22 protein-coding genes are annotated in these 23824 nt (G+C 61.4%); 8 read left to right on the top strand and 14 right to left on the bottom strand.

Features of this window, described 5'->3' with window-relative positions:
* Window positions 1-10: 10 nt before the first annotated feature.
* Entirely contained in the window at window positions 11-2623 is a 2613-nt protein-coding gene (gene leuS, locus BLO50_RS18110; RefSeq protein WP_090255574.1) for a leucine--tRNA ligase, read from the bottom strand.
* 225 nt (window positions 2624-2848) lie between these two features.
* Here leuS and BLO50_RS18105 point away from each other — a divergent pair, with 225 nt between their 5' ends.
* Window positions 2849-3292 carry a hypothetical protein gene (locus tag BLO50_RS18105; RefSeq protein WP_090255572.1) on the top strand — a complete coding sequence of 148 codons (444 nt, stop codon included), beginning with the start codon at window positions 2849-2851 and terminating at the stop codon, window positions 3290-3292.
* A 26-nt stretch (window positions 3293-3318) separates the two neighbouring features.
* The gene (locus BLO50_RS18100) at window positions 3319-4089 is read left to right on the top strand and encodes a YdcF family protein (RefSeq protein WP_090255569.1); all 771 of its coding nucleotides are present in this window, start codon (window positions 3319-3321) and stop codon (window positions 4087-4089) included.
* A 33-nt stretch (window positions 4090-4122) separates the two neighbouring features.
* On the opposite strand, the gene BLO50_RS18095 is transcribed toward BLO50_RS18100, so the two are convergent.
* The 6 genes from BLO50_RS18095 to BLO50_RS18070 all read right to left on the bottom strand — a co-directional run bounded on the left by BLO50_RS18095 (window position 4123) and on the right by BLO50_RS18070 (window position 10956).
* A complete protein-coding gene (locus BLO50_RS18095) occupies window positions 4123-5094 on the bottom strand; it encodes a peptide ABC transporter ATP-binding protein (RefSeq protein WP_090255566.1) in 972 nt (323 codons plus the stop codon).
* Complete coding sequence (locus tag BLO50_RS18090) at window positions 5094-6068, bottom strand: ABC transporter ATP-binding protein (protein ID WP_090255564.1); 975 nt, start codon at window positions 6066-6068, stop codon at window positions 5094-5096. Before BLO50_RS18090 ends, BLO50_RS18095 begins: the two co-directional genes overlap by 1 nt.
* Before the next feature lie 10 nt (window positions 6069-6078).
* A complete protein-coding gene (locus tag BLO50_RS18085) occupies window positions 6079-6990 on the bottom strand; it encodes an ABC transporter permease subunit (protein WP_090255562.1) in 912 nt (303 codons plus the stop codon).
* Between the two features lie 152 nt (window positions 6991-7142).
* Window positions 7143-8153, bottom strand: a complete 1011-nt coding sequence (locus BLO50_RS18080; RefSeq protein ID WP_090255560.1) for an ABC transporter permease subunit — start codon at window positions 8151-8153, stop codon at window positions 7143-7145.
* Between the two features lie 267 nt (window positions 8154-8420).
* Window positions 8421-10019: an ABC transporter substrate-binding protein gene (locus tag BLO50_RS18075; RefSeq protein ID WP_090255558.1), complete on the bottom strand. Its 1599-nt coding sequence runs from the start codon at window positions 10017-10019 to the stop codon at window positions 8421-8423.
* 223 nt (window positions 10020-10242) lie between these two features.
* On the bottom strand, window positions 10243-10956 hold the full coding sequence (locus BLO50_RS18070) for an SIMPL domain-containing protein (RefSeq protein ID WP_090255556.1): 714 nt from the start codon (window positions 10954-10956) through the stop codon (window positions 10243-10245).
* 258 nt (window positions 10957-11214) lie between these two features.
* Here BLO50_RS18070 and BLO50_RS18065 point away from each other — a divergent pair, with 258 nt between their 5' ends.
* Together BLO50_RS18065 and BLO50_RS18060 are read left to right on the top strand one after the other, a co-directional pair.
* Complete coding sequence (locus BLO50_RS18065) at window positions 11215-12468, top strand: ATP-binding protein (RefSeq protein WP_090255554.1); 1254 nt, start codon at window positions 11215-11217, stop codon at window positions 12466-12468.
* A gap of 13 nt (window positions 12469-12481) precedes the next feature.
* Entirely contained in the window at window positions 12482-13042 is a 561-nt protein-coding gene (locus BLO50_RS18060) for a response regulator transcription factor (RefSeq protein WP_090255553.1), read from the top strand.
* 56 nt (window positions 13043-13098) lie between these two features.
* On the opposite strand, the gene BLO50_RS18055 is transcribed toward BLO50_RS18060, so the two are convergent.
* Window positions 13099-14406, bottom strand: coding sequence for a CitMHS family transporter (locus tag BLO50_RS18055; RefSeq protein WP_090255551.1), 1308 nt, complete (start codon window positions 14404-14406; stop codon window positions 13099-13101).
* 349 nt (window positions 14407-14755) lie between these two features.
* Here BLO50_RS18055 and BLO50_RS18050 point away from each other — a divergent pair, with 349 nt between their 5' ends.
* Entirely contained in the window at window positions 14756-15697 is a 942-nt protein-coding gene (locus tag BLO50_RS18050; RefSeq protein ID WP_090255549.1) for an AEC family transporter, read from the top strand.
* Between the two features lie 55 nt (window positions 15698-15752).
* On the opposite strand, the gene pcaC is transcribed toward BLO50_RS18050, so the two are convergent.
* The 6 genes from pcaC to gatC all read right to left on the bottom strand — a co-directional run bounded on the left by pcaC (window position 15753) and on the right by gatC (window position 20986).
* Window positions 15753-16130, bottom strand: coding sequence for a 4-carboxymuconolactone decarboxylase (gene pcaC, locus BLO50_RS18045; RefSeq protein WP_090255548.1), 378 nt, complete (start codon window positions 16128-16130; stop codon window positions 15753-15755).
* Window positions 16131-16133: 3 nt separating this feature from the next.
* The gene (locus BLO50_RS18040; RefSeq protein WP_090255546.1) at window positions 16134-17228 is read right to left on the bottom strand and encodes a calcium/sodium antiporter; all 1095 of its coding nucleotides are present in this window, start codon (window positions 17226-17228) and stop codon (window positions 16134-16136) included.
* A 100-nt stretch (window positions 17229-17328) separates the two neighbouring features.
* Window positions 17329-17700, bottom strand: coding sequence for a septal ring lytic transglycosylase RlpA family protein (locus BLO50_RS18035; protein WP_090255544.1), 372 nt, complete (start codon window positions 17698-17700; stop codon window positions 17329-17331).
* A gap of 71 nt (window positions 17701-17771) precedes the next feature.
* On the bottom strand, window positions 17772-19220 hold the full coding sequence (gene gatB / locus BLO50_RS18030) for an Asp-tRNA(Asn)/Glu-tRNA(Gln) amidotransferase subunit GatB (RefSeq protein WP_090255542.1): 1449 nt from the start codon (window positions 19218-19220) through the stop codon (window positions 17772-17774).
* A gap of 11 nt (window positions 19221-19231) precedes the next feature.
* Window positions 19232-20683: an Asp-tRNA(Asn)/Glu-tRNA(Gln) amidotransferase subunit GatA gene (gatA, locus tag BLO50_RS18025; RefSeq protein WP_090255540.1), complete on the bottom strand. Its 1452-nt coding sequence runs from the start codon at window positions 20681-20683 to the stop codon at window positions 19232-19234.
* Window positions 20684-20698: 15 nt separating this feature from the next.
* Complete coding sequence (gatC, locus tag BLO50_RS18020; protein ID WP_090255538.1) at window positions 20699-20986, bottom strand: Asp-tRNA(Asn)/Glu-tRNA(Gln) amidotransferase subunit GatC; 288 nt, start codon at window positions 20984-20986, stop codon at window positions 20699-20701.
* Between the two features lie 266 nt (window positions 20987-21252).
* Between gatC and mreB the strand changes: the two genes are divergently transcribed.
* The 3 genes from mreB to mreD all read left to right on the top strand — a co-directional run bounded on the left by mreB (window position 21253) and on the right by mreD (window position 23822).
* Window positions 21253-22290 (top strand): rod shape-determining protein MreB, encoded by a 1038-nt coding sequence (mreB, locus tag BLO50_RS18015; RefSeq protein WP_090255536.1) that lies wholly within the window; start codon window positions 21253-21255, stop codon window positions 22288-22290.
* Window positions 22291-22413: 123 nt separating this feature from the next.
* A complete protein-coding gene (gene mreC, locus BLO50_RS18010; RefSeq protein WP_244152912.1) occupies window positions 22414-23337 on the top strand; it encodes a rod shape-determining protein MreC in 924 nt (307 codons plus the stop codon).
* Complete coding sequence (gene mreD, locus BLO50_RS18005; RefSeq protein ID WP_090255532.1) at window positions 23337-23822, top strand: rod shape-determining protein MreD; 486 nt, start codon at window positions 23337-23339, stop codon at window positions 23820-23822. Before mreC ends, mreD begins: the two co-directional genes overlap by 1 nt.
* The last annotated feature ends 2 nt before the right edge of the window (window positions 23823-23824 follow it).

Here is a 23824-nt window from a genome sequence, read left to right as displayed (position 1 = left end):
TGGCGACTAGTCAGTTAGCAACAATGTTGACCAGTTTGCCTGGCACCACGATGACCTTGCGAATGCTCAGGCCTTCGGTAAAGCGCAGTACGTTCTCGTTGCTGCGGGCGCTGGCCTCAACCTCTTCGCGGCTGGCGCTGGCTGGCACTTCAATCTGTCCGCGCAGCTTACCGTTGACCTGGATCACCAGCGTCAGGCTGTCCTGTACCAGGGCAGACTCATCCACCTGTGGCCAGGCGGCATCAATAATGGCTTCGTCGTGGCCCAGTTCCTGCCACAGCTGATGGCTAATATGCGGCGTGATTGGCGCCAGCAGCAGCGCCACCGCTTCCAGACCTTCCTGTAACAGGGCGCGGTCCTGAGCTGTGGTTTGTGCGGCTTTCTCCAGCACGTTCATCAGCGTCATCACCTGGGCGATGGCGGTGTTGAATTTGTGGTGCTGGCCAATATCGAAGCTCGACTGCTTGATCGCCAGATGAATCGCACGGCGCACGGCCTTCTGCTCGTCATTCAGGCTGGCCAGGTCGAGTGCGCCAGCGATACCCTGGTTGACGTGGTTTTGCGCCAGGCGCCAGACGCGGCGCAGGAAGCGGTTGGCGCCTTCAACGCCAGCGTCAGACCACTCGCAGCTCATGTCCGGCGGTGAAGCGAACATCATGAACAGGCGGCAGGTGTCGGCACCGAACTGATCGATCATCGATTGTGGGTCGACGCCGTTGTTCTTCGACTTGGACATCTTCTCGGTACCGCCGATTTCCACCGGCAGGCCGTCGCTTTTCAGTTTGGCGCTGATGACCTTGGCTTTGGCGTCACGCTCCAGCTCCACATCGGCCGGGTTGAACCAGTCTTTACCGCCGTTTTCCAGGGTGCGGTAATAGGTCTCGGCGACTACCATGCCCTGGGTCAGCAGGTTCTTGAACGGCTCATTCGAGCTGACCAGGCCTTCGTCACGCATCAGCTTGTGGAAGAAGCGCGCATACAGCAGGTGCAGGATTGCGTGTTCGATACCGCCAATGTACTGATCCACCGGCAGCCAGTGGTTGGCCGCTTCAGGGTCGACCATACCGCCGGTGTAATGCGGCGAGGCGTAGCGAGCGTAATACCAGGACGACTCAACGAAGGTGTCCATGGTGTCGGTTTCACGCTTGGCCGGCTTGCCGCATTTCGGGCAGCTGCATTCATAGAATTCGGGCATGCGCGCCAGCGGGCTGCCGGCACCGTCCGGCACTACGTCTTCGGGCAGTACGACGGGCAGCTGGTCTTCCGGCACGGGCACGTCGCCACAGGTATCGCAGTGGATGATTGGGATCGGGCAGCCCCAGTAACGCTGACGGCTGATACCCCAGTCGCGCAGGCGGAACTGGGTTTTGCGCGCGCCATGGGCGTTGGCTTCCAGGTCCGCGACGATGGCATCGAAGGCGGCGCTGAAGTCGAGGTTGTCGTATTTGCCGGAGTTGATGCTGCTCAGGCCGGCTTTGTCGCCATACCAGTCCTGCCATTGAGTTGCGTCGTATTCTTTGCCTTCGCCGGTGTAGACCTGCTTGATCGGCAGGTCGTACTTGTTGGCGAATTCGAAATCGCGCTCGTCGTGCGCGGGCACGGCCATAACCGCGCCTTCGCCGTAACCCCACAGTACGTAGTTGGCGACGAACACCGGCAGCTTGTCGCCGGAGAGCGGATGAATAACGAATTGGCCGGTTGCAACGCCCTTCTTCTCCATGGTGGCCATGTCGGCTTCGGCTACGGAGCCGGCTTTACATTCGGCGATAAACGCTGCGATAGCCGGATTGCTCTCGGCGGCGCGTTGCGCCAGAGGGTGCTCGGCGGCCACGGCGACGTAGGTCGCGCCCATCAAGGTGTCGGGGCGGGTGGTGTAGACCTTGAGCTGGCCGTCGATACCGACGCTGGCCTGGTCATAGTCGAATACCACATCAGCGCCGAAGCTCTTGCCGATCCAGTTACGCTGCATGGTCTTGACCTGTTCCGGCCAGCCATCCAGTTCGTCCAGGCTACTCAGCAGCTCTTCCGCGTAAGCGGTGATCTTGAAGTAGTACATCGGGATTTCGCGCTTTTCGATCACCGCGCCCGAGCGCCAGCCGCGACCGTCGATAACCTGCTCGTTGGCCAGTACGGTCTGGTCCACCGGGTCCCAGTTGACGCTGCCGTTCTTACGGTAGATCACGCCTTTTTCGAACAGGCGGGTGAACAGCCACTGCTCCCAGCGGTAGTAATCTGGCTTGCAGGTGGTGACTTCGCGTGTCCAGTCCACAGCCAAACCCAGCGACTTGAGCTGGCTCTTCATGTACTCGATGTTTTCGTAGGTCCACTTGGCCGGCGCGACCTTGTTTTTCATCGCAGCGTTTTCCGCCGGCATGCCGAACGCGTCCCAGCCCATGGGCTGCAGCACGTTTTTACCCTGCATGCGCTGGTAGCGGCTGATTACGTCACCGATGGTGTAGTTACGCACATGGCCCATGTGCAGCTTGCCGCTCGGGTAGGGGAACATCGACAGGCAGTAGAAGGTCTCCTTGCCCGGCTGTTCGCTCACTACAAAGGATTTCTGCGCGTCCCAATGGGACTGCGCGGCGGCTTCGATTTCACGGGGCGAGTACTGTTCTTGCATGGCTACCGGCGCTGGGAATAAGGGCTTGCGGGAAACGCGGTAGCATACATGAGCCCCGCTTATTCAGGGAAACCCTGATTGCGCTGCGCTCCAGCTATGGCGGCCTGGCCATGCTCGTCTGTTGCGCCTGGCCGGCCGCGCCGTTTGTCGCGAGGTACTGCCGGTTAAGGCGCGAACGCTAAGCTTGCTATAGGGAGCAGCAGCCTGCTCCGGGCGAGGTGAAGGATGGCGGAGTTTCGGCGTGGTGCAGCTGATGGCGGGCTCTATGAGCGGCTGCTGCAACGCCTTGCAATGGCGTTGGATGAGGCGGATAGCCTGAGTGCACTGTCTGCACAACCGCCGCTGGAACTTGAGCTACGCGGGCTTACGGCGGCGGAAATGGAGCTGATTCGCGCTTATCTGAATCGCGACCTGGACTGGCTGCGCGGCTGGCATGCCGCAGCGCAGGAAATGGCGCAGATTGAGCAACTACCAAGCTCACGCAAGATTGGCCGGTCCGGCCACAAACCCACCGCCGCGCTGCCCGGCAAGATCAAGCCGCTGCTTAAACGCCGTCTACAGTTGTGCTGCGCCCTGTGCGGGACTCTGGCGGGCTGGCAGTCCGGCAATGGCGTGCAGGCCTGCAAAGCCTGCGGCTCGCAGTTGTTTCGGGCGAGCAATCATCGGTAGGCTGCGCGCACCCATGGAGGTGCCCAATGCCGATTCGCTACATCCTCAAACAGTTCTTCCTTCCGCCAGGCCTGTTCCTGCTTTTGCTGCTGGCCGCCTGGTGGCTGCGTCGGCGTTTTCCGCGCTTGGCGGCGGGCTGCTTGGTTGTCGGGCTGGGCGGTATGTGGCTGTTTAGCCTGCCGGTGGTGGTCGAGTATTCGGCGCGGGTACTGGAAACCGAGCCGGCATTAAATGAGCGGCAATGGGCTGATTTAGCTCGGCAGGCCGATGTGATTGTGGTTCTGGGTGGCGGGCGTGAGCTGGCTGATCCCGGCTGGGGTTCGGATCAGCCCAGTCTGTTGGCATTGGAACGGGTGCGTTTCGCGGCTCGCCTGGCCAAGGCCTCTGGTTTGCCGCTGCTAACCAGTGGCGGGTTGCACTTTGGCGTACCGCCCAGTGAAGCGGCGTTGATGGCTGAGGTGCTGGCGCGTGATTACGACGTTCCGGTGCGTTGGCAGGAAGGTTTGAGCCGCACCACCTGGGAGAATGCGAGCCACAGCGCTGAACTGCTGAAGCAGGCGGGGATTACCCGCGTGGTGCTGGTGACCCAGGCCTGGCATATGCCCAGGTCACGCTGGAGTTTTGAGCAGGCGGGTTTGCAGGTGATCAGTGCGCCGATGGGCTTTCTCGGTACGCCCAATGGCCGGCCTGCCGGCGGCTGGCTGCCAGAAAGCAAGGCGGTCTGGCAGAACGGTTTGCTGCTAAATGAAGCAGTCGGACTGCTGGTTTACAGGTTGTTCTACCGGGGATCGGTGTAGGAATAAGCCCCGCCTGGGCGGGGCTCGCATTATTTAGCTATTGATCTGCTCGGCATGGTGGCAAGCCACTTGCCGTGCATCCAGCAGGCGCAATGCCGGCTGTTCAACCTGGCAGCGTTCGCTGGCATGCGGGCAGCGTTGGTGGAAGGCGCAACCGCTGGGTGGCGAGAGCGGGTTGGGCAGTTCGCCACTGATCTTGATCTTCGGTTTGCTCGGATCAGGATGAATGGTCGGCGTCGCCGACAGCAGTGCCTGGGTGTAAGGGTGCAACGGGCGGTTGTAGATCAGCTCGCTGGGGCCCATTTCCACCGGGCGGCCGAGGTACATCACCAGCACATCATCGGCAACGTGGCGCACCACAGAGAGGTTGTGCGAGATAAACACATAGCCGGTGTTGAACTGCTCCTGCAGGTCCATAAACAGGTTGAGCACCTGGGCCTGGATCGACACGTCCAGCGCCGAAGTCGGCTCGTCCGCCACCAGCACCTTGGGTTGCAGCATCATCGCCCGGGCCAGGGCGATGCGCTGGCGCTGGCCGCCGGAGAACATATGCGGGTAGCGCTGGTAATGCTCGGGGCGCAGGCCGACTTGCTGCATCATCGCCTGCACCCGCTCGCGCCGTTCCAGGCGCGACAGCTGAGTGTTGATCAATAGTGGTTCGCCGAGCTGGTCGCCGACCTTTTGCCTTGGATTGAGCGAGGCGTAGGGGTTCTGAAAGACCATCTGCACGTCACGGCGCAGCTGTTTGCGCTGCGCCTTGTTGGCCCCTGTCACTTCCTGCCCGGCGATCTGCAGTGAGCCCGAGCTGGGCTCCTCGATCAGTGTCAGGGCGCGGGCCAGGGTGGATTTGCCGCAGCCGGACTCGCCGACCACCGCCAGGGTCTTGCCCGCCTCTAATTCAAAGGACACGCCATTCAGCGCTTGCACCTGAGCGTTGGGCTGGAACAGGCCACGGGAGATTTCGTAGTGACGGGTGAGGTCGCGAGCAGTCAGGACGGCGCTCATCAGGCCACCTCCGCAGTCAGGTTGAGCGGGTAGAAGCAGCGCGCCGCGCCACGTTCATTGGCATCCAGAGTCGGCCGTTGTTCACGGCAATGGGCCTGGACGTAGGGGCAGCGTGGCGACAGCAGGCAGCCCAGCGGCCGGTCGTAGCGGCCCGGCACGATGCCGGGCAGGGTGGTCAGGCGGCGTTGGCCCTGGCTATGTTCGGGAATCGCCTTGAGCAGCGCTTCGGTGTAGGGGTGGCTGGGGGCGTTGAACAGCTGCGGCACGCTGCCGATCTCCACCGCTTGCCCGGCATACATCACGCAGACCCGTTGCGCGGTTTCGGCGACCACGGCCAGGTCATGGGTGATCAGCACCAGGCCCATATTCTGTTCGCGCTGCAGGCCCACCAGCAGGTCCATGATCTGCGCCTGAATGGTCACATCCAGCGCCGTGGTCGGTTCGTCGGCGATCAGCAGTTTTGGCTCGGCGGCAATTGCCATGGCAATCGCCACCCGCTGGCTCATGCCGCCGGACAGTTGGTGCGGGTAGGCATTCAGGCGGCTGGCGGCGGCGGGGATTTCTACCCGGTCGAGCAGTTGCAGGGCGCGTTGGCGGGCGGCCTGGCCTTTGAGACTCATATGCTGGCGCAGCACTTCTTCGATCTGGAAACCCACGGTAAAGCTGGGGTTGAGTGCGGTCATCGGGTCCTGAAAGACCATCGACAGGTCTTTGCCGACGATATGCCGACGCTGGCGACCCTTGAGGCGCAGCATGTCGGTGCCGTCGAACTGCAAGCTGTCGGCGGTGACGATGCCGGGGGCGTCGATCAGGCCCATCAGCGCCATCATGGTCACCGATTTGCCGGAGCCGGATTCGCCAACAATCGCCAGTACTTCGCCCTTCTCCACACACAGGTCGAGGCCGTCGACCACTGGGATGGCCGTGGCGTCGCCGAAGCGCACGCTGAGGTTTTTGATATCCAACAGGCTCATGCGGGGTTCCTCACTGCGCATTCTTGAGTTTCGGGTCGAGTGCATCGCGCAGCCCGTCGCCCATCAGATTGATCGCCAGCACGCTGAGCAGAATGGTCAGGCCCGGCAGGCTGACCACCCACCAGGCGCGCTCGATATAGTCGCGCGCTGAGGCCAGCATGGTGCCCCACTCAGGCGTTGGCGGTTGTACGCCGAGGCCGAGAAAACCCAGGGCAGCGGCATCGAGAATCGCCGAGGAAAAGCTCAGGGTGGCCTGCACGATCAGCGGTGCCATGCAGTTGGGCAGCACGGTGATAAACATCAGCCGCGGCAGGCTGGCGCCGGCCAGGCGTGCGGCGGTGACGTAATCGCGGTTCAGCTCGCCCATCACGGCCGCGCGGGTCAGGCGCACGTAAGACGGTAGCGAGACGATGGCGATGGCGAAGATGGTGTTGACCAGGCCTGGGCCGAGGATGGCGACGATGGCCACCGCCAGCAGCAGCGAGGGCAGGGCCAGCATGATGTCCATCAGGCGCATGATCGACGGGCCAAGCAGGCGCGGAAAGAAGCCGGCGACCAGCCCGAGAAGGATGCCGGGGATCAGCGACATCAGTACCGAGGCCAGACCGATCAGCAGCGACAGCCGTGCGCCATGAATCAACCGCGACAGCAGGTCGCGACCTACTTCATCGGTGCCGAGCAGAAATTGCAGCTGGCCACCTTCCAGCCAGGCTGGCGGGGTGAGCAGAAATTCGCGGTATTGCTCGCTGGGGTCGTGCGGCGCGATCCACGGCGCAAACAGCGCGCAGATCACCAGTAGGATCATAAACGCCAGCCCGGCGACTGCGCCCTTGTTGTGGGCGAAGGCCTGCCAGAATTCCTTGAGCGGCGAAGGGTAGAGCAGCGATTGATCGAGTGTGGTGCTTAGGGTTTCAGTTGTCATAGTGGGCTCCGTAGAACCTGTGCATGGCCTCGCGAGCTAGCGCGAGACAAGGAAAAAGCGGCTGAGGAAGCGGAGTGTGCTGCTGCACATGAGCATTCCGAAGCTGGTTTTGACGCCGTATCGCCGACGCGCAGCAGGCCATGGGCAGGTTCTTAGCGCTGATGGCGAATGCGTGGGTTAGCCAGTCCATACAGGATGTCCACCACGAAGTTGACCAGGATCACCAGGCAGGCGATCAGCAAAATGCCGTTCTGCACCACCGGGTAGTCACGCGCGCCGATCGACTCGATCAGCCATTTGCCGATGCCCGGCCAGGAGAAGATGGTTTCGGTCAGTACCGCGCCCGCCAGCAGTGCGCCGACCTGCAGGCCGAACACCGTGAGCACCGGAATCAGCGCATTGCGCAGGCCATGCACAAACACCACGCGGGCCGGTGAAAGGCCCTTGGCGCGGGCGGTGCGCACATAATCCTCGCGTAGCACTTCGAGCATCGCCGAACGGGTCATGCGGGCGATGACCGCGAGTGGAATGGTGCCGAGCACGATGGCCGGCAGGATCAGATGGCGCAGGGCGTCGACAAATGCGCCCTCTTCGCCGCTGAGCAAGGTGTCGATCAGCATAAAACCGGTGACTGGCGGAATGTCGTAGAGCAGATCGATACGTCCGGACACCGGCGTCCAGCCCAGCCACACCGAGAAGAACATGATCAGCAGCAGGCCCCACCAGAAAATCGGCATGGAGTAGCCGGCCAATGAGATGCCCATTACCCCATGGTCGAACAGCGAGCCGCGTTTGAGGGCGGCAATTACACCGGCAACTAACCCCAGAGTGCCGGCGAACAGCAGGGCGGCCAGGGCCAATTCGACGGTGGCGGGAAACAAGGTGAGAAATTCGCTCCACACGCTTTCCCGGGTACGCAGCGATTGCCCCAGGTCGCCTTGGGCCAGCTGGCCGATATAGTCGAAATACTGGGCATACAGCGGTTTGTTCAGGCCCAGGCGCTCCATGGCATCAGCATGCATCACCGGGTCGACGCGGCGTTCGCCCATCATCACTTCCACCGGGTCGCCGGGGATCATGCGGATCAGCGCGAAGGTCAACAGGGTGACGCCGAAAAAGGTAGGGATCAGCAATAGCAGGCGTCGGGCAATAAAGGACAGCATGCGGGTCAGTGCTCCAAAAAAGGTGAGCGTGCATCGGGCTGCATGGCCAGACGCTGTTGTAATGCGGCGAGTGGTTCGGCAGCCAGGTGCCGGTCGAGCGCGCATGTGGCAGGCGGGGTGAGGCAGGCAGCAGACTGCCAAATAGGTTCGGTCATCAGCGTAATCCTCGGGTTATACGGAGCCAGCAAACGGCAGCCGGGTAGGCCGCCGTTGTCCGGCTGGCGAGTGGCGGGGTAAGCCGCTCGTCAGCTTGGTCGAGAAGCGCTGTTACTTGACGCCGACGCCGTAGAACGAGTTCAGCGCGAACGGGCTTATCTTGAAGTCCACGACCTTCTTGCTCATCGGCTGGTAGACCGTGGAGTGGGCGATCGGGGTGATCGGCACTTCGCGCTTGAGAATCACCTGAGCCTGCTTGTACAGCTCGGTGCGCTCAGTGGTGTTGGTCACGCGCTTGGCGGCCTTGACCAGCTTGTCGTAGTCGGCATAGCACCACTTGGAGAAGTTGTTGCCGTCCACTGCGTCGCAGCCGTAGAGGGTGCCCAGCCAGTTGTCCGGGTCACCGTTGTCGCCGCTCCAGCCGATCAGCATGGCGTCGTGTTCACCGGCCTTGGCGCGTTTGAGGTATTCGCCCCACTCGTAGCTGACGATCTTGGCCTTTATGCCTACCTTGGCCCAGTCGCTTTGCAGCATTTCGGCCATCAGCTTGGCGTTGGGGTTGTACGGGCGTTGCACCGGCATGGCCCACAGGGTGATCTCGGTGCCTTCCTTGATGCCGGCGGCCTTGAGCAGCTCCTTGGCTTTTTCCGGGTTGTAGGCGGGGTCCTTGATGCTGTCGTCATACGACCATTGGGTTGGCGGCATGCCGTTGACCGCCAGTTGGCCGGCGCTCTGGTACACCGCGTCGATGATGCCCTGCTTGTTCACCGCCATGTCCAGCGCCTGGCGCACTTCGAGTTTGTCGAACGGCGGGTGGGTCACGTTGTAGGCGATATAGCCGACGTTGAAGCCGGCCTGCTCGGGCATGTCCAGGTTCGGGTCTTTTTTCAGTGCGTCCAGATCCGCCGGGCGCGGGAACAGGGTGACCTGGCATTCGCCGGCCTTGAGCTTCTGCATACGCACCGAAGCGTCGGTGTTGATGGCGAAAATCAGGTTGTCGATCTTCACCTCATCCGGCTGCCAGTATTCCTTGTTGCCCTTGAAGCGGATCACCGCATCCTTCTGGTAGCGGCTGAACACGAATGGGCCGGTGCCAATGGGCTTCTGGTTGATGTCGGCAGCCTTGCCGGCCTTGAGCAGGCTGTCGGCGTATTCGGCGGACTGGATCGAGGCAAAGCTCATCGCCAGGTTCTGGATAAAGGCGGCGTCGACTTCGTTGAGGCTGAACTTGACGGTCATGTCGTCGAGTTTTTCGATCTTGGCGATGTTCGCGTCCATGCCCATGTCGGTGAAGTAGGGGAACTCCGACGGGTAGGCTTTGCGGAACGGGTGGTCTTTGTCGAGCATGCGCTGGAAGGTGAACAGCACATCGTCTGCGTTGAAGTCGCGGCTCGGCTTGAAGTATTCGGCGGTGTGGAATTTCACCTTTGGACGCAGGTGAAAAGTGTAGCTCAGGCCGTCTTCGCTGATATCCCACTTCTCGGCCAGGCCAGGGATCACTTTAGTGCCGCCACGCTCGAACTGGCTCAGGCGGTTGAACACGGTTTCAGCTGCAGCATCGAAATCGGTGCCTGTGGTGTACAGGCCAGGGTCGAACCCGGCGGGGCTGCCTTCGGAGCAGAACACCAGGTTGCCGGCTGCGCTGGCAAGTGGCGTGCTGGCGATCAGCCCAGCGGCGAGTAAAGCCTGGATGACGGCGTTCTTACGCATAGTGACCTCATGGTTATTGTGGTTGTGATCCTGAGGGGCCTCTTGTGGAGACCTTGGGAGAAGCTATGCAGGGCGTATGCCGTAGGCAAGTGGCATGTCGCAGAGAGAACAGGAATGACGACGCAACAGTATGTTGGTGTCGCATATCTATAAAAGTGCGAGAAAAGCATGGCAAAGCGCCGCTATCGTCGGATAACGGCGCTGCTTCTGTTTGTAGCAGTTTTTATGGCATCTGCACTTCGATCACACCGTCGGCGTTGATGTTGACCTGGCTGGTGCCGGCTTCTATCTCCGGCGTCACCGCCGCATCCATCATCGCCGCGCCTTTCATGGCCTCCATGCGCATCGGCATGGGTGGCTGGAAACCACCGGTGTTCAGGCTCAGGCTGACCAGCTTGTAACCGCTGCCGCCGAGGGCTTCGGTGGCCAGTTGCGCGCGGGCCTTGAAGGCTGCAACGGCGTCCTTGAGCAGGGCATCTTCGTGGGTTTTACGGGTGTCCGAGGCGATGCTGAAGTTCATCCCGCCCATCTTCAGGGTTTGCAGCATTTCCCCGGTGAGCTTGGACAGCGCGCTGAAGTCGGCGCTTTCCAGACGCAGCTCGGCGCGCTCACGCCAGGCGGTGATTTTCTGGCCCTTGTCATCGTAAACCGGGTAGCTGTTACGGCTGCCGGAGGTAACGCTGACGCCTTTGACTTTGCGTGCCTGGGCGATGCTGGCATTCAGGGTTTTGCTGATCTGCGCGGCGAGGGCGGCTGGGTCGCTGTCCTGGGCTTCGCTGTAGAGGGTGACGTGCATCAGGTCGTGGGCGATTTCCTTATTGACCTCGGCGCGCAGAGCGACCTGGTTGTAGCGCGCTTCTTCGGCCATGGCCGTGGCGCTCAACAGGGTGGTGGTGCTCAGCAGCAGGGCGGTGGCGAGGCGGGACAATGGCAGCATGACGATTCCTTTGTGTGATGGGCGCATGGGGTATGCGCGGCTTTCCAGAGGGTAGACGTAGCTATCAGACTGAACGGGTTAAATCCGGTTCCACATTTTTACGGCCAGTTATTCCTTGCGCTTCAACTGGTTGCGAATAAGCGTGGCTGCGTGCTCTCTTGCTCTACAGGGTGCGTGCTGCGGCGTGTTGCCGCAGTGAGGCGTAGAGAGGCTTGGTTATACTCCTGCGGCTCGCTAAATGAGCATCTTGGAGATTCTATGCTCGCACCTGTGCAGCTACTGTCGGCGAGCCGGCAAAACCTCTGGCGCCTGACCCTAATCCGCATTCTGGTGCTGGCCGCGCAAGCCGGTTCTGTGGGGCTGGCGTACAAGTCGGGGGCGCTGCCGCTGCCCTGGCTGGAGCTCAGCGTCACCCTCGGCATCTCCCTGGTGCTGTGTCTGCTGACCGCGCTGCGTTTGCGCGGCCCCTGGCCGGTGACTGAGCAGGAGTACGCGGTGCAACTGGGCTGCGACCTGATCATTCACAGCCTGTTGCTGTATTACTCGGGTGGTTCGACCAACCCGTTTGTTTCCTATTACTTGGTGCCGCTGACGATTGCCGCAGCGACCTTGCCCTGGCTCTACACCATTACTCTCTCGGGGCTGGCGCTGGGCGGTTATACCTTTCTGCTGGTCTGGTCGCATCCGCTGGACCTGCCGTCCGGCCCGCGTGAGAGCCTGCTGATCTACGGCATGTGGCTGAGCTTTGCTTTGGCCGCCGGGTTGATCACCTTTTTCGTGGCGAAGATGGCCGAAGAGCTGCGGCGTCAGGAAGAGCTGCGCGCTGAGCGCCGCGAAGAAGGCTTGCGTGACCAGCAACTGCTCGCCGTAGCAACCCAGGCGGCGGGTGCGGCGCACGAATTGGGCACGCCGCTGGCGACCATGAGCGTGCTGATCAAGGAACTGCGCCGCGAGCATCAGGAACCGACCCTGCAGGAAGACCTGGCCGTGCTGCAGGAACAGGTCAAACTGTGCAAAGAAACCCTGCAGCAGCTGGTGCGTGCCGCCGAGGCGGATCGCCGTCAGGCAGTGATCGAGCTGTCGTCAGTCGAATGGCTGGAAACCACGCTCAATCGCTGGCATCTGATGCGCCCTGAAGCCAGTTATCGCTATCAATGCCTGGGTCGTGGCACCCCTCCAAAAATGATGCCGCCGGCCGATCTGACCCAGGCGTTGCTCAACCTGCTGAACAACGCCGCCGACGCCTGCCCGGACAAGCTGGATATTCGCCTTGATTGGGATCACCAGTGGCTGCGCTTTAGCATTCGTGACTTTGGTGCCGGTGTGCCGCTGGCGATTGCCGAGCAGCTGGGGCGGCCGTTTTTCACCACCAAGGGCAAGGGGTTTGGTCTGGGCCTGTTCCTCAGTCAGGCCAGCGTCACCCGTGCCGGCGGCACGGTTAAACTGTATAACCATGAAGAAGGCGGCACGCTCACCGAGCTGAAACTGCCGCGCGCCTACGGCCGAGCCTGAGGAAGCATTGAGTATGAGTGACGAGATCCTGTTCGAAGGCGACGAACAACCGCACCTGTTGCTGGTTGACGATGACCCGACTTTTACCCGCGTCATGGCGCGGGCCATGAGCCGACGTGGCTTGCGTGTGTCGACCGCCGGTTCCGCTGAGGAAGGCCTTGCCCTGGCCGTGCAGGACCTGCCGGACTACGCCGTGGTTGACCTGAAGATGGAAGGTGATTCCGGTCTGGTGCTGCTGCCCAAGCTGCTGGAGCTGGACGCCGAAATGCGCGTGGTGATTCTCACCGGCTATTCGAGCATTGCCACAGCGGTGGAGGCGATCAAGCGTGGCGCCTGCAACTACCTGTGCAAACCGGCCGATGCCGACGATGTGCTGGCCGCGCTGCTGACCCAGCATGCCGACCTGGATAGCCTGGTGCCGGAAAATCCGATGTCAGTGGATCGCCTGCAGTGGGAGCACATCCAGCGCGTGCTCAGCGAGCATGAAGGCAATATCTCCGCCACTGCCCGTGCCCTTGGCATGCATCGGCGGACCTTGCAGCGCAAGCTGCAGAAGCGTCCGGTACGCCGCTGAGCACGTGTGCGGCAGCCGGTTTGACCGGATGCCGCGATGTATCTCTACGCCTGTCGTTAGAGGCTGGCGAAGAGCGGGAACACCCCTAACAGCAGTGCCGCCAGCATGATGGCCAGGCAGATCAGCACGGCCCATTTCAGGGTGAAGCGCTGCAGGTCGCCGAATTCGATCTTTGCCAGGCCAATCAGCAAATAGGTGGAAGGCACCAGCGGGCTGAGCAGGTGTACCGGTTGGCCAACAATCGAGGCGCGGGCCATTTCCACTGGGCTGATGCCGTAGTTGGCGGCGGCTTCGTTGAGCACCGGCAGGATGCCGTAGTAGAACGCATCGTTGGACATAAAGAAGGTGAACGGCATGCTCACCAGTGCCGTGATCACCGCCAGATGTGGGCCGAGGGCATCAGGGATGACCGCCAGCAGGCTCTTGGACATGGCGTCGACCATGCCCGTGCCGGACAGAATGCCGGTGAAGATTCCGGCTGCGAAGATCAGTCCGACCACTGCCAGAACGTTGCCAGCGTGGGTGGCGATACGCTCTTTCTGCTGCTGCAGGCAGGGGTAGTTGATCATCATGGCGATGCTGAACGCGATCATAAACAGCACCGGCATCGGCAGCAGGCCGGCAATTAGCGTCGTCATGAGCACCACGGTGAGGGCGGCATTGATCAGGGTCAGCTTGGGGCGGCGAGCTTCGGGGTACTGCGAAACGCTGATCTGCTCCTGGCCGGCCTGAGCGTCCGGCAGTTGCAGAATGCCCAGGCGCTTGCGCTCACTCAGGCCATAGAAATAGGCGACGGCAAACAGCACGATGGCCCCGATCACCATGGTCGGGATCATCGGCACAAACACATCTGAGGGGTCGACATGCAGGGCGCTGGCGGCGCGAGCGGTCGGTCCGCCCCAGGGCGTCATGTTCATGATGCCGCCGGCCATGATGATCAGGCCGGCCATGATGGTCGGGCTCATCTTCAAGCGGCTGTAAAGCGGCAGCATGGCGCCGACGCAGATCATGTAGGTGGTTGAGCCATCACCGTCGAGTGAGACGATCAACGCCAGGGCCACGGTGCCGACGGCCACTTTCAGCGGGTCGCCCTTTACCAGCTTGAGGATCAGGCGCACGGGCGGATCGAACAGGCCTGAGTCGATCATGATGGCGAAATAGAGGATGGCAAACATCAGCATCACCCCGGTCGGCGCGAGTTTGCTGATGCCTTCGAGCATCATCGGGCCGATGTCGTTGGCGAAGCCGCCGATCAGAGCGAAGGCGATGGGGATGATGATCAGCGCGATCAGCGCGGACAGGCGCTTGCTCATGATCAGGTACATAAAGGTGATGACCATGGCAAAGCCAAGGAAAGTCAGCATGACGAGTCTCCGGGTGGGTAGAGTGCGGAAAGCAGGGCGCGGCCTTAATGAGGCAGCGGTTGCAGTCGAGTCGGGCGGAGACGGGGGCGGTGCGCGCGGGGGCGCGAGCAGAGCGGCAAAATAAACATGGCAATTACCGTTGTTGTTTTTGTCAGGTGCGCAGGCGTGCTGGCAGCCGGGGTGGCCGAATCGAGTCAGCCGTGGGGCGAGTCTACGAAGACAAGCTTTCAGCCAGCTTTCGCCGGTCTGCAGTTGGTCTGCGCTTGCCTGCGGGTTTGTCTCGATCTGAAAGCAGGCTGAAAGTCTGGCCTGCTATCATCGCCAGACCTCTCGTTCCCAGTGTCTTCGCATGTTTGCAATCTTCTCGGAAATTCTCGGCATCACTGCGCCGGTGTTCGCCATGCTGTTTCTCGGCCTGATGCTCAAACGCCTGGGACAGATCGACGCCGCCTTTATCAGCACAGCCACTTCTCTGGTCTTCAACGTCAGCATGCCGGCCATGCTGTTTCTCGCCATCCTGCATGCTGATCTGCGCACCGCTCTCCAGCCGGCGCTACTCGGTTATTTTGTGCTGGCGACGGTGGTGGGCTTTCTGCTGGTATGGGGCTGGGCGCTGTGGCGGGTGCCGCGGGTGGATCGTGGCGTGTATGTGCAAGGAGCGTTTCGCGGCAATAACGGCATCATCGGCCTGGCACTGGCCACCAGTCTGTACGGTGATTACGGTCTTTCACTCGGCGGGGTACTCGGTGGCGTGGTGATCCTCAGTTACAACAGCCTGTCGGCGATTGTCCTGGCGATCTACAGCCCGAACGCCAAAGCCAGCGTGTGGAGCATCAGCAAAAACATTCTGCGTAATCCGCTGATTCTCGGTGTGCTGGCGGCGATACCGTTTGCCTACTGGCAAGTTCGACTGCCAGCCTGGCTGACCACCTCGGGCGAGTATCTGGCGCAACTGACCCTGCCTCTTGCGCTGATCTGTATCGGTGCCACGCTGTCGCTGGCATCGCTGCGCGAAAGCGGTAAGGTGGCCCTGGGTGCTAGTGTGATGAAGATGATCTGGCTGCCGCTGCTGGGTACCTTTGGTGCGTTCTTCTGCGGCTTCCGCGAGGCTGAACTAGGCATTCTGTTTCTGTTCTTTGCCAGCCCGACGGCAGCGGCCAGCTTCGTGATGGCTAAGGCTGCCGGCGCTAACCATCAGCTGGCGGCGGCGATCATCGTTATTACCACCCTGGCGGCGGCGATCACCACCAATATCGGGCTGTTTGTACTGCAGTGGGGCGGCTGGATTTAGCCATCCCACAGGCATAAAAAAGCCGGGCAATGCCCGGCTTTTTGTTGTGCTGCGATCAGGCTTGCTGGAAGTCGTCGATCACTTCCTGGGCCGCGCGAAAGGCATCAATGGCGGCCGGTACGCCGGCATATACCGCACAGTGCAGCAGGGTTTCGCGGATTTCTTCGACCGTGCAGCCATTGTTCAGCGCACCGCGCACGTGGCCCTTGAGCTCCTGCGGGCATTTCAGTGCAGTAAGCGCCGACAGCGTGATCAGGCTGCGTGTCTTACGGTCCAGCCCTTCGCGGGTCCACACACCGCCCCAGGCGTGTTCGTTAACGAAGTCCTGCAGCGGCTGGGTAAAGTCCGTGGCGTTACCCAGGGCGCGGTCGACAAAGGCATCGCCCATCACTTCGCGGCGGACTTTCAGGCCCTGCTCATGGGTATCGCTCATCGGTTAAACCTCCTGGCCCCGCTGCTTGTGCCAGGCACGGCCGGCGATGATCACCAGGGTTACCGCAGTCAGCGGTAGGGCGTAGCCAAGCATGGCGTCACCGAAGATTTCGGCAAACGGGCGGCCGGTCGACGACATCACCAGGTAGACCGTATAGGCCACGTAGTAGGCCAGAAACAGCAGACCTTCCCAGCGGTTGATGCGGTAGCCGGCGAAGAAGATCGGCAGGCAGGCTACAGCCACGGCGATCATCACCGGGAAGTCGAAAGCCAGGGCATTGGCGGCCACGCTGATGGCTTGCGGTGAGACCATCGAGGCCAGGCCCAGCACGCAGAGCAGGTTGAAGATGTTGCTGCCGACGATATTGCCCACGGCGATATCGCGCTCGCCCTTGATGGCAGCCAGCACTGAGGTGGCCAGCTCCGGCAGCGAGGTGCCGACGGCGACCACCGTAAGGCCGATTACCAGCTCCGAGATACCCAGCGTGCGCGCCAGGGTAACCGCACCTTCCACAAGGAAGTTGGAACCGCTGACCAGCAGTACCAGGCCGACGATGATCAGCCCCAGATTGATTGCCCAGGCGTAGGGTTTGACGGGTTCATCGAGGCCGAATTCCTTGCTGAATTCATCATCTTCGAGGGACTTCTGCTTGCGGCTGCTGATGATCAGGAAGGCGGTGTAGGCGACGATGCCAGCGAACAGTATGGCGCCGTCGAGTTTGCTCAGGCTGCCGTCCCAGGCCAGGGCGAAGGTCAGCAGGCTGGCGCCAATCATGATCGGCACATCCAGGCGGATCAGCTGGCGCGATACGATCAGCGGGGCGATCAGTGCGGTCAGGCCGAGGATGAACAACACGTTGGCGATATTGCTGCCGACCACGTTGCCAATCGCCAGATCACCACTGCCATCCAGTGCAGCTTGTACGCTGACGGCGGTTTCCGGCGCGCTGGTGCCGAAGGCCACCACGGTCAAGCCGATGATCAGCGGCGGAATGCCGAATTGCGCGGCCAGTTTGGCGGCGCCGCGTACCAGTACCTCGGCACCGGCAACCAGCAGCACCAGGCCTGCGATCAGATAAACAAAGGTCATCAGGGTCATTGCAAGGGGCTCCATAAAAGTGGCGCTAGTTTAATCATCGGCTTGCTTGGCGCCAGAGGCTGGACTGGGCTGCCTACGGATTCTTTGTAAACAGCTGTGTTCAGTCGGCCAGTTGTTCCACGCGCACTGGCACTACGCCGTCTCGCAGCATATCCAGCTGTTCGGCGGCTTTTTGCGAGAGGTCGATGATACGCTTCTTGGCGTAGGGGCCGCGGTCGTTGATGCGTACCACCACTGTCTTGTCATTGCGCAGATTGGTCACCTGCACGCGGCTACCAAACGGCAGGGTGCGGTGTGCTGCGGTCAGTGCATTCTGGTCAAAGCGTTCGCCGCTGGCGGTCTTGTTACCGTGGTGCCTTGCGCCGTAATAGGACGCCTGGCCCTCGGCGCGATAGCCCTGCGGGTCGACCTGGCCCTGGCTGGCGCAGGCGCTGAGCAGCAAGCTGGTGAATGCAATCAGTAACAGGCGCATAGCGGTACCTGAATGTGGATGGCGGACAAAACAACGCCGGGTAGACCCGGCGTTATGTCGTGCTACAAGGCTCAAGCTTCGAGCTTTTTCTTCAGCAGTTCGTTCACCTGGCCGGGGTTGGCCTTGCCCTTCGAGGCTTTCATGGCCTGGCCGACGAAGAAGCCGAACATCTTGCCGCGCTTGGCTTCATCCGCTGCCCGGTACTGTTCAACCTGCTCAGCGTTGGCGGCCAGTACTTCGTCCAGCATGGCTTCGATGGCGCCAGAGTCGGTGACCTGCTTGAGGCCTTTCTTCTCGATCACTTCGTCAGCGCTTGCACCTTCACCGGCGGCCAGGGCCTCGAAGACCATCTTGGCGATCTTGCCGCTGATGGTGTTGTCCTTGATGCGCAGGATCATCCCGCCCAGCTGCTCGGCGGAAACCGGCGACTGGTCGATTTCCAGATTGTCCTTGTTGAGCAGGCTGGACAGCTCGCCCATCACCCAGTTGGCGGCCAGTTTGGCGTCGCCGCACACGGTGTTGACGGCCTCGAAGTAGTTGGCCAGTTCGCGGCTGGCGGCCAGTACGTCGGCGTCGTAGGCGGACAGGCCGAACTCGCGCTCGAAACGTGCGCGCTTCTCGACCGGCAACTCCGGCAGAGTGGCGCGCACTTCGTCGAGGAAGCTCTGCTCAATCACCACCGGCAACAGGTCCGGGCAGGGGAAGTAACGGTAGTCGTTGGCTTCTTCCTTGCTGCGCATGGAGCGCGTCTGGTCCTTATTCGGGTCGTACAGGCGAGTTTCCTGCACCACTTTGCCGCCGTCTTCGATCAGTTCGATTTGGCGCTGCACTTCATGGTTGATGGCTTTTTCGATAAAGCGGAACGAGTTGACGTTCTTGATCTCGGCGCGGGTGCCGAACTCGGCCTGGCCAACCGGGCGCACCGAGACGTTGCAGTCGCAGCGCAGCGAGCCTTCGGCCATGTTGCCGTCGCAGATGCCGAGGTAGCGTACCAGCGCATGGATTGCCTTGACGTAGGCCACCGCTTCCTTGGCTGAGCGGATGTCCGGCTCGGATACGATTTCCAGCAACGGCGTGCCGGCACGGTTGAGGTCGATGCCGCTCATGCCGTGGAAGTCTTCGTGCAGGCTCTTACCGGCGTCTTCTTCCAGGTGCGCGCGGGTGATGCCGATGCGCTTCTGGGTGCCGTCTTCCAGGGTGATGTCGAGGAAGCCCTTGCCAACGATGGGGTGATCCATCTGGCTGGTCTGGTAGCCCTTGGGCAGGTCCGGGTAGAAGTAGTTCTTGCGCGCAAAGATGTTGTGCGGGGCGATTTCGGCATCAATCGCCAGGCCGAACTTGCAGGCCATACGCACCGCTTCGGCGTTCAGTACCGGCAGGGTGCCAGGCATGCCGAGGTCAACCAGGCTGGCCTGGGTGTTGGGCTCGGCGCCAAAGGCGATGGCGCTGGCGGAAAAAATCTTCGATTGGGTGCTGAGCTGGGCGTGAATTTCCAGCCCGATTACGGTTTCCCATTGCATATCAGTCGTCCTCAGAATCCAGCCGGAGCTTGTATGTGCCAGTCAGTAACCTGTTGGTACTGATGGGCGACGTTGAGCAGGCGGCCTTCCTGGAAGTAAGGGGCGAGCAGTTGCACACCGACCGGCAGACCATCGACGAAGCCGGCAGGCATCGACAGGCCGGGGATGCCGGCCAGGTTGGCGGTGATGGTGTAGATGTCTTCCAGGTAGGCGGCGACTGGATCGTTGTTCTTCTCGCCGAGCTTCCAGGCCAGGTTTGGCGTGGTGGGGCCGAGGATCACGTCGACATCATTAAAGGCTGCGACAAAGTCATTCTTGATCAGGCGGCGGATCTTCTGCGCTTTGAGGTAATAGGCGTCGTAGTAGCCGGCGGACAGCGCGTAAGTGCCGACCATGATGCGGCGCTTCACTTCTGCGCCGAAACCTTCGCCACGCGAACGCTTGTAGAGGTCTTCCAGGTTTACCGGGTTCTCGCAGCGGTAGCCGAAGCGCACGCCGTCGAAGCGCGAGAGGTTGCTGCTGGCCTCTGCCGGGGCAATCACGTAGTAGGCGGGAATGGCGTGCTGCATATTCGGCAGGGAGATTTCCTTGACGCTGGCGCCAAGCTTTTTCAGCTCCTCGACGACAGTCATCACCTTCTCGCCGATGCGTGCATCGAGGCCCGCGCCGAAGTATTCCTTCGGCAGGCCGATGCGCAGGCCATTCAGCGGTTGGCTGAGGGCGGCCAGGTAGTCGTCAACCGGCTGATCGACGCTGGTGGAGTCCTTGGTGTCGAAACCGGCCATGGCTTGCAGCATCAGTGCGCAGTCTTCAGCCGTGCGGGCCAGTGGGCCGCCCTGGTCGAGGCTGGACGCATAGGCAATCATGCCCCAGCGCGACACACGGCCGTAGGTCGGCTTGATCCCGGTGAGGTTGGTCAGCGCCGCCGGCTGACGGATTGAGCCGCCGGTGTCGGTGCCGGTCGCTGCAGGCAGCAGGCGCGCGGCGACTGCGGCAGCCGAGCCGCCGGAAGAGCCGCCCGGTACGCGGGTCAGGTCCCAGGGGTTTTTCACCGCGCCGTAGTGGCTGGATTCGTTGGCCGAGCCCATGGCGAATTCGTCCATGTTCAGCTTGCCCAGGGTCACGGTGCCGGCGCTGGCGAGTTTCTCGACCACGGTGGCGTTATAGGGGGCTTTGAAACCGGTGAGGATCTTTGAGGCGCAGCTGGTCAGCACGTCTTGCGTGCAGAACAGATCCTTGTGGCCGATTGGTGCGCCGAGCAGGGCGCCGCTCTCGCCGTTGGCGCGGCGGGCGTCAGCCGCAGTGGCTTGGCTCAGGGCCAGCTCCTCGGTGACGGTGATAAAGCTGTTGAGCTGCGGGTCGAGTTGGGCGATGCGCGCCAACAGGCTGCGGGTCAGCTCTTCAGACGAAAACTGTTTGTCGGCGAGTCCGCGGGCGATCTCGGCCAGGGTAAATTGATGCATGGCTTGGCTTATCCCTTACTCGATGACTTTCGGAACCAGGTACAGACCGTTTTCCACGGCGGGTGCGATGGCCTGATAGGCCTCGCGCTGGTTGCGTTCGGTGACCTTGTCGGCGCGTAGGCGCTGGGTGGCTTCCAGTGGGTGAGCCAGTGGTTCGATGCCGTCAGTATTGACCGCTTGCATCTGATCAATCAGGCCAAGAATGTTATTGAGGGTCTCGGTGGTACCCGGGATATCGGCTTCATTCAGGCCCAGTCGGGCCAGATGAGCGATTTTCTCCACGTCGGAGCGTTCAAGCGCCATCAGGTTTCTCCCTATATGAAGCAGCGCATTTGCTGGCCGCCTTTGGAAATGTGAACGGGTCGCCATGCACAGGTGCGCAGGGAACAGATAGTGACAGGTGGTGGTCAAAGGTCGCGATGATGGGCCTTAAAGCCCTGAAAAACCGGCAATCTAACATATTGGTGCCTTGCTCAAAATCCCTGCCGTTGTTAGAGTTTGCCGCACTTTTTAGCAGCGCCTTTACCGCGCTTCGCCTTTACCCACGCGTTGCCTAGGGTCCCTATCCCATGTTCAAAAAACTGCGTGGCATGTTTTCCAGCGATCTGTCGATTGACCTGGGCACTGCCAATACCCTGATTTATGTTCGCGAACGCGGCATTGTGCTGAACGAGCCGTCCGTGGTCGCCATCCGTACCCACGGTAACCAGAAGAGCGTTGTGGCGGTCGGAACCGAAGCCAAGCGCATGCTCGGCCGTACCCCCGGCAACATTGCCGCCATTCGTCCGATGAAAGACGGCGTGATCGCCGACTTCAGCGTCTGCGAGAAGATGCTGCAGTACTTCATCAACAAAGTTCACGAAAATAGCTTCCTGCAGCCGTCGCCGCGCGTGCTGATCTGCGTACCGTGCAAATCCACCCAGGTGGAGCGCCGTGCCATCCGGGAATCGGCCCTCGGTGCCGGTGCCCGTGAAGTGTTCCTGATCGAAGAGCCAATGGCCGCTGCTATCGGCGCCGGTTTGCCGGTTGAAGAAGCCCGCGGTTCGATGGTCGTCGACATCGGTGGTGGTACCACTGAAATCGCCCTGATCTCCCTGAACGGTGTCGTTTACGCTGAGTCTGTGCGTGTTGGTGGCGACCGTTTCGATGAAGCGATAATCACTTATGTCCGTCGTAACTACGGTTCGCTGATTGGTGAATCCACCGCTGAGCGCATCAAGCAGGAAATCGGCACGGCCTACGCCGGTGGTGAGCTGCGTGAAGTTGACGTGCGCGGCCGTAACCTGGCTGAAGGCGTACCGCGCAGCTTCACCCTGAACTCCAACGAAGTGCTCGAAGCGCTGCAGGAATCCCTGGCGACCATCGTCCAGGCGGTGAAAAGCGCGCTGGAGCAATCGCCGCCAGAGCTGGCGTCCGATATTGCCGAACGTGGCCTGGTGTTGACCGGTGGTGGCGCCCTGCTGCGTGATCTGGACAAACTGCTGTCGCAGGAAACCGGGCTGCCGGTTATCGTCGCTGAAGACCCGCTGACCTGCGTTGCACGCGGTGGTGGTAAGGCGCTGGAGATGATGGATCGCCACACCATGGACTTGCTGTCCTCGGAATAAGCGCGACCGCTCCACGTCTTGAGCTGCAAGCCGGGTTCTACTCGCTTGCAGCTTTGTTTTGCTGCCTGACGCTGTGAGGAGCTGCCGATCAAACCGCTATTTGCCAAAGGTCCTTCGCTGGGTGTGCGCCTGTTGGTGTTCACCGTGTTGTCGGCTGCGCTGATGGTGGTCGACGCGCGCTTCACTTTGCTGCATCCGTTGCGCGCCCAACTAGGGCTGATTGTTGAACCTGTGTATTGGGTTGGTCGGCTGCCCGTTCGGGTGTGGGAAAGCGCGACCCAGGAGCTGAGCACGCGTAACGAGCTTGCCGCCGAAAATGAAAAGCTCAAGGCCGAGCAGTTGATGATGCAGCGTCGCCTGCAGAAGCTCGCTGCGCTCACCGAGCAGAACGTGCGTCTGCGCGAGCTGCTCAATTCGGCCGCTTTGGTTGACGACGATGTATTGGCCACCGAGCTGATTGGTATCGACCCCAATCCCTTTACCCACCGGATCCTGATCGACAAGGGTGAAAAAGACGGTGTGGTATTGGGTCAGCCCGTGCTGGATGCCCGCGGCTTGATGGGTCAGGTCGTCGAGGTCATGCCCTACACCTCGCGTGTACTGCTGCTGACCGATACCACCCACAGCATTCCCGTGCAGGTCAATCGCAACGGCCTACGCGCCATCGCCAGTGGCACCGGCAACCCGGAGCGCCTGGAATTGCGCCATGTTGCTGACACGGCGGATATCAAAGAAGGCGATCTGCTGGTCAGCTCTGGCCTTGGCCAGCGCTTCCCGGCCGGTTATCCGGTGGCCATGGTGTCCGAAGTGATCCACGACTCCGGTCAGCCTTTTGCGATTGTCCGTGCAGTGCCCACGGCCACGCTGAACCGCAGCCGCTATATGTTGCTGGTGTTCACCGATCCGCGTACGCCGGAGCAGCGCGCCACTGAGTCAGCGCAGGCGCAGGAAGCCTTGGACCGTGAAATTCTGCAGCAGGCGCAACCCGAACAACCTGCGGCCCCCGCACCCGCAGCGCCCGCCAATCCGCCGGAGGCTGCGCAATAATGGCCGCACGATCAAGCAATATCTGGGTGGTCTGGCTGACACTTGCCGTGGCGCTGCTGCTCAGCGTGTCGAGCATGCCCAAGTTCATGGAGCTGGGGCGGCCGCTCTGGTTGGCGTTGTTTCTGACTTACTGGGTCTTGGCTGTGCCGCATCGTGTGGGCATGACTACGGCCTGGGTTATTGGCCTGTTAGCCGATGTGCTGAATGGCACCTTGCTCGGCCAAAATGCGCTGATCCTGACTCTGATTACTTTTCTGGTGCTGACCCTGCATCAGCGTCTGCGCATGTTCCCCATGTGGCAGCAAAGCACCGTGCTGCTGGTGGTGTTCGGTTTGGCGCAGCTGGTGCAGCTGTGGCTGAACGCGCTGACCGGCAGTCGCCCGCCAACCTTGACCTTTGTCTTGCCGGCGTTGGTCAGTGCGCTGCTCTGGCCTTGGGTCTGCACTTTGCTGCGCGGGCTGCATCAGCGTCTGGGCGTCAATTAAGC

It is taken from the genome of Pseudomonas peli (assembly GCF_900099645.1).
GTDB classification, from domain to species: Bacteria; Pseudomonadota; Gammaproteobacteria; order Pseudomonadales; family Pseudomonadaceae; genus Aquipseudomonas; species Aquipseudomonas peli.
Note: the sequence above shows the minus strand (reverse complement) of the source record. Positions and strands in the feature narration are given on the sequence as shown.

Excerpts from the sequence above, each read along its gene's own strand:
- leuS (WP_090255574.1), bottom strand. The coding sequence starts at position 2,623 with ATGCAAGAACAGTACTCGCCCCGTGAAATCGAAGCCGCCGCGCAGTCC.
- BLO50_RS18105 (WP_090255572.1), top strand. The coding sequence starts at position 2,849 with ATGGCGGAGTTTCGGCGTGGTGCAGCTGATGGCGGGCTCTATGAGCGG.
- BLO50_RS18100 (WP_090255569.1), top strand. The coding sequence starts at position 3,319 with ATGCCGATTCGCTACATCCTCAAACAGTTCTTCCTTCCGCCAGGCCTG.
- BLO50_RS18095 (WP_090255566.1), bottom strand. The coding sequence starts at position 5,094 with ATGAGCGCCGTCCTGACTGCTCGCGACCTCACCCGTCACTACGAAATC.
- BLO50_RS18090 (WP_090255564.1), bottom strand. The coding sequence starts at position 6,068 with ATGAGCCTGTTGGATATCAAAAACCTCAGCGTGCGCTTCGGCGACGCC.
- BLO50_RS18085 (WP_090255562.1), bottom strand. The coding sequence starts at position 6,990 with ATGACAACTGAAACCCTAAGCACCACACTCGATCAATCGCTGCTCTAC.
- BLO50_RS18080 (WP_090255560.1), bottom strand. The coding sequence starts at position 8,153 with ATGCTGTCCTTTATTGCCCGACGCCTGCTATTGCTGATCCCTACCTTT.
- BLO50_RS18075 (WP_090255558.1), bottom strand. The coding sequence starts at position 10,019 with ATGCGTAAGAACGCCGTCATCCAGGCTTTACTCGCCGCTGGGCTGATC.
- BLO50_RS18070 (WP_090255556.1), bottom strand. The coding sequence starts at position 10,956 with ATGCTGCCATTGTCCCGCCTCGCCACCGCCCTGCTGCTGAGCACCACC.
- BLO50_RS18065 (WP_090255554.1), top strand. The coding sequence starts at position 11,215 with ATGCTCGCACCTGTGCAGCTACTGTCGGCGAGCCGGCAAAACCTCTGG.
- BLO50_RS18060 (WP_090255553.1), top strand. The coding sequence starts at position 12,482 with ATGAGTGACGAGATCCTGTTCGAAGGCGACGAACAACCGCACCTGTTG.
- BLO50_RS18055 (WP_090255551.1), bottom strand. The coding sequence starts at position 14,406 with ATGCTGACTTTCCTTGGCTTTGCCATGGTCATCACCTTTATGTACCTG.
- BLO50_RS18050 (WP_090255549.1), top strand. The coding sequence starts at position 14,756 with ATGTTTGCAATCTTCTCGGAAATTCTCGGCATCACTGCGCCGGTGTTC.
- pcaC (WP_090255548.1), bottom strand. The coding sequence starts at position 16,130 with ATGAGCGATACCCATGAGCAGGGCCTGAAAGTCCGCCGCGAAGTGATG.
- BLO50_RS18040 (WP_090255546.1), bottom strand. The coding sequence starts at position 17,228 with ATGACCCTGATGACCTTTGTTTATCTGATCGCAGGCCTGGTGCTGCTG.
- BLO50_RS18035 (WP_090255544.1), bottom strand. The coding sequence starts at position 17,700 with ATGCGCCTGTTACTGATTGCATTCACCAGCTTGCTGCTCAGCGCCTGC.
- gatB (WP_090255542.1), bottom strand. The coding sequence starts at position 19,220 with ATGCAATGGGAAACCGTAATCGGGCTGGAAATTCACGCCCAGCTCAGC.
- gatA (WP_090255540.1), bottom strand. The coding sequence starts at position 20,683 with ATGCATCAATTTACCCTGGCCGAGATCGCCCGCGGACTCGCCGACAAA.
- gatC (WP_090255538.1), bottom strand. The coding sequence starts at position 20,986 with ATGGCGCTTGAACGCTCCGACGTGGAGAAAATCGCTCATCTGGCCCGA.
- mreB (WP_090255536.1), top strand. The coding sequence starts at position 21,253 with ATGTTCAAAAAACTGCGTGGCATGTTTTCCAGCGATCTGTCGATTGAC.
- mreD (WP_090255532.1), top strand. The coding sequence starts at position 23,337 with ATGGCCGCACGATCAAGCAATATCTGGGTGGTCTGGCTGACACTTGCC.